The sequence below is a fragment of the Variovorax sp. 20P10.2.4 genome, from assembly GCF_058244205.1.
Genome location: NZ_JBZAYE010000759.1, coordinates 1 through 3,175, shown reverse-complemented (window position 1 = coordinate 3,175; position 3,175 = coordinate 1). Strand labels below are relative to the sequence as shown.

4 protein-coding genes are annotated in these 3,175 nt (G+C 69.4%); 2 read left to right on the top strand and 2 right to left on the bottom strand.

Translation table 11 applies throughout. The annotated features are described in order from the left end of the window. Positions 1 to 56: 56 nt before the first annotated feature. Both AC27VN_RS37030 and AC27VN_RS37025 read right to left on the bottom strand, forming a co-directional pair. The gene (locus AC27VN_RS37030; protein ID WP_490879868.1) at positions 57 to 1,532 is read right to left on the bottom strand and encodes a sodium:solute symporter family protein; all 1,476 of its coding nucleotides are present in this window, start codon (positions 1,530 to 1,532) and stop codon (positions 57 to 59) included. Continuing rightward, a complete protein-coding gene (locus tag AC27VN_RS37025) occupies positions 1,529 to 1,741 on the bottom strand; it encodes a DUF3311 domain-containing protein (protein ID WP_057593917.1) in 213 nt (70 codons plus the stop codon). Before AC27VN_RS37025 ends, AC27VN_RS37030 begins: the two co-directional genes overlap by 4 nt. Positions 1,742 to 1,907: 166 nt before the next feature. Between AC27VN_RS37025 and AC27VN_RS37020 the strand changes: the two genes are divergently transcribed. Both AC27VN_RS37020 and AC27VN_RS37015 read left to right on the top strand, forming a co-directional pair. Further along, the gene (locus AC27VN_RS37020) at positions 1,908 to 2,672 is read left to right on the top strand and encodes a GntR family transcriptional regulator (protein ID WP_490879867.1); all 765 of its coding nucleotides are present in this window, start codon (positions 1,908 to 1,910) and stop codon (positions 2,670 to 2,672) included. Positions 2,673 to 2,735: 63 nt separating this feature from the next. Then, positions 2,736 to 3,175, top strand: a 440-nt coding sequence (locus tag AC27VN_RS37015) for an EamA family transporter (RefSeq protein ID WP_490879866.1), incomplete at its 3' end; no start/stop codon positions are given.

Here is a 3,175-nt window from a genome sequence, read left to right as displayed (position 1 = left end):
GTTGCGGATCAGGAGCGATGGCATGGGGGTTCCTTTGTTCTTTGTCGTATGAAGCATCAGGCGGGCTGCGCCGCGGCCGCGCGCGGCGCCGGGCCCGGCGTGACCAGCGCCACGATCACGAACACCAGCGCATTGGTCGCGAGCGCCACCAGCCCGGTGTTGAGCGACTTGAAGGCCAGCGGCGCCGTGGGAAACAGCGTAGCGAGGTTCGCGCCGGTGGTCATCAGGAAGCCGAGCACCGCGCCGCCCGCGACGATGCCCGCGAAGGCCGCGTGCTTGTTGCCGAAGGGCTTCTTCAGGAGGCTGAACAGCAGCGAGGGCAGCAGCTGCGTGAGCAGGCTGGAGGCGAAGATCGCCACCGCCACGATGGTGGTGCCGCCGCGCAGCACGAAGTACACCGCCACCAGCGCGAACAGCGGCAGCACGCCGCGCGCCACGCGCGACACCTGGCGGTCGGTGGCATGCGGCGCGAAGCCTTCCTTGTAGACGTTCTTGCCGATCACGGTGGAGGCCGTGAGCAGGATCATCGAGCCCGGCACCAGCGCCGTGAGCACGCCGGTGCCGCCGATCACGCCGACGAACCAGGGGTCGAAGCTGTGCTTGACGAGGCCGAACAGGGCCAGGTCGACGTCGGAGCCCTTGAGCCCCGGCACCTGCAGGATGGCCGCGAAGCCGACCAGGAACAGGAAGGCGATCACCACCTGGTACAGCGGCATCAGGATGGTGTTGCGGCGCACCGCGCTCGCGCTGCGCGCGGCATACACCGAGGTGAGGTTGAACGGGTAGAGGTAGTAGCCCAGCGCCGTCAGCAGGATGGTCGAGTTGTACCAGCTGAGGTTGAGGCCCTCCTTCGGGAATTCGAAGAAGCCCGGGTTGGCCGCGTGGATGGCGGTGAACATCGGCGCCACGCCGCCGTAGTAGTGCCAGGGCAGGTAGAGGCCGAGGAACACGGCGAGCGCGAGGATGAGCACGTCCTTCACGATGGCGATGCTGGCCGAGCCGTGGATGCCCGAGAACAGGATGTAGCTGACCATCACCAGCGTGCCGATCCAGATCGCCACCGGCGGCGCGATCGAGCCGTACGAGGCCTCCGAGACGATGATGCCGAGCCCGCGCAACTGGATGGTCAGCAGCGCGACCATGCCGCCGAGCGCGACCACCGACACCAGCACGCCGAGCGGGCGGCTGTCGTACTTGTGGGCGAAGAAGTCGGAGAACGACACCAGCTTGTGCGCGGTGGCGTAGCGCCACACGGCCGGCAGCATCCAGAAGGCCATGAGGTAGGCCAGCCCGCCATAGGCCAGGATGTAGAAGGCCGGCGAGCCCTTGCTGTACGACCAGCCGCTGGCGCCCAGGAAGGTGAAGGTGGAGAACGATTCGCCCGCCATCAGCAGGAACACCATGATCGCGCCGAGCCCGCGCCCGCCGAGCGCCCATTGCTCCAGGCTCATGGTGCGGCCGCGCCGCGCCAGCACCGCGAGGGCCAGCGCGCCAACCACGAACAGCGCGATCACGCCGAGCGCGGCGTTCATCGCGCGTCTCCCTGCGTTGCCGGCGCGTCGAGGTCGCCTTCGGCGCGGTCGATGACCACCATGATCAGCGAGGTCAGCACCAGCCAGAGCACGTTCCACACCATCAGGAAAGGCATGCCGAGCACGAAGGTGGGCGCGACGGAGGACAGCCAGCCCCCGCTGAAGAAGGCGGCGACCGGCAGCGCGGCCAGCCATTTGGCGGATTTCATGTGTGTCTCCGTTGTCGTGTGTGGTTGTGGATACCTGGATTTTTGGTCAACCATATCATTTTATTTTGGTTAACCAAATTTCCGCGAATGGTACGAAGCGGACCGGGCCGCGTCAATCCGGGGCCTTTCCCCGGGGTGGCGCGACGCAGGCAAAATCCGCCTGCCTATGCCCGTCACCCGCAAGCCTTCCGCGCCCGCACCCTCCCCCGAGCCCACCGACGCCGACGGCGCCAACGTGGACGAACGCGTCTATGCCGCCGTCTCGAAGGCGCTGCTCAGCGGCAAGCTGCGGCCCGGCACGCCGCTGCGCGAGCGCGCGCTGGCCGAGGCGCTCGGCTGCACGCGCGGCGCGGTGCGCAAGGTGCTGGCGCGGCTGGGTTCCGAGAAGCGGCTGGTGCTCGAGCACAACCGCGGCGCCTTCGTGCCCAACCCCTCGATCGAGGACATGCGCGGCACCTACCGCGCGCGCCGCATCGTCGAGGCCGGGCTCGTGACCACGCTGTTCGGCCAGCTCTCGCGCGAGCAGGTGGCCACCCTGCGCAAGCACGTGCAGGCCGAGCAGAAGGCGTTCAAGGAAGGGCGGCGCGAAGACGCGGTGCGCCTGGCCGGCGACTTCCACCTGCTGCTGGCGCAGATGGCGGGCAGCGAGGAACTGCTCTCGTACATCGGTCGGCTGATCGCGAACACCGAGCTCTACAAGGCGCTCTACGACTCGGCCGAGGCCGCGAGCTGCGCGCCGCGCGAACACGAACAGATCATCGATGCGCTGACCGCCGGCAAGTCGCTCGACAAGGCGCTGGCCGTGGCGCTCGAGCACCTCGACGAGCTCGAGCGGCGCGTGATCGCGGGCGCGGCGGCCGAGCAGGAGACCGACCTCGCGACGCTGCTCAACGGCGGCGCGGACGACCCGCACCACGGGCACGGCCACTGAGGCAGGCACGTTTCGGCCGCGGCCGAAGTGTCCGCGCGCGGCCTTCGCGATGATCGGCGCGCCATGCCGACCACCACCACCCTCGCCGCTTCAGCCAAACCCCGGGGCCCCATCCTCGAATGGGCGCTGCTCGTGCTGCTCGCCACCTGCTGGGGCGCCTCCTACACCTTCATCAAGATCGGCGTCGCGACCCTTCCGCCGGTCACGCTGATCGCGGCGCGCACGCTGGTCGCGGGCCTGCTGCTGCTGGCCGTGCTGCGGCTGCGCGGCCTGCGGCTGCCGCGCGACGCGGCCAGCTGGCGCCGCTTCGCGCTGCAGGCCGGCCTCAACAGCGTGCTGCCCTTCACCCTGATCGCCTGGGCCGAGCGCAGCGTCGACGCCGGCCTCGCCACCATCCTCAACTCGACCTCGCCGATCTTCATCTTCCTGCTGAGCCTGGGCCTGGCCGGCGCCGAGCGGCCCACGCTGCGGCGGCTGTTCGGCGTGGCCGCAGGGCTGGTCGG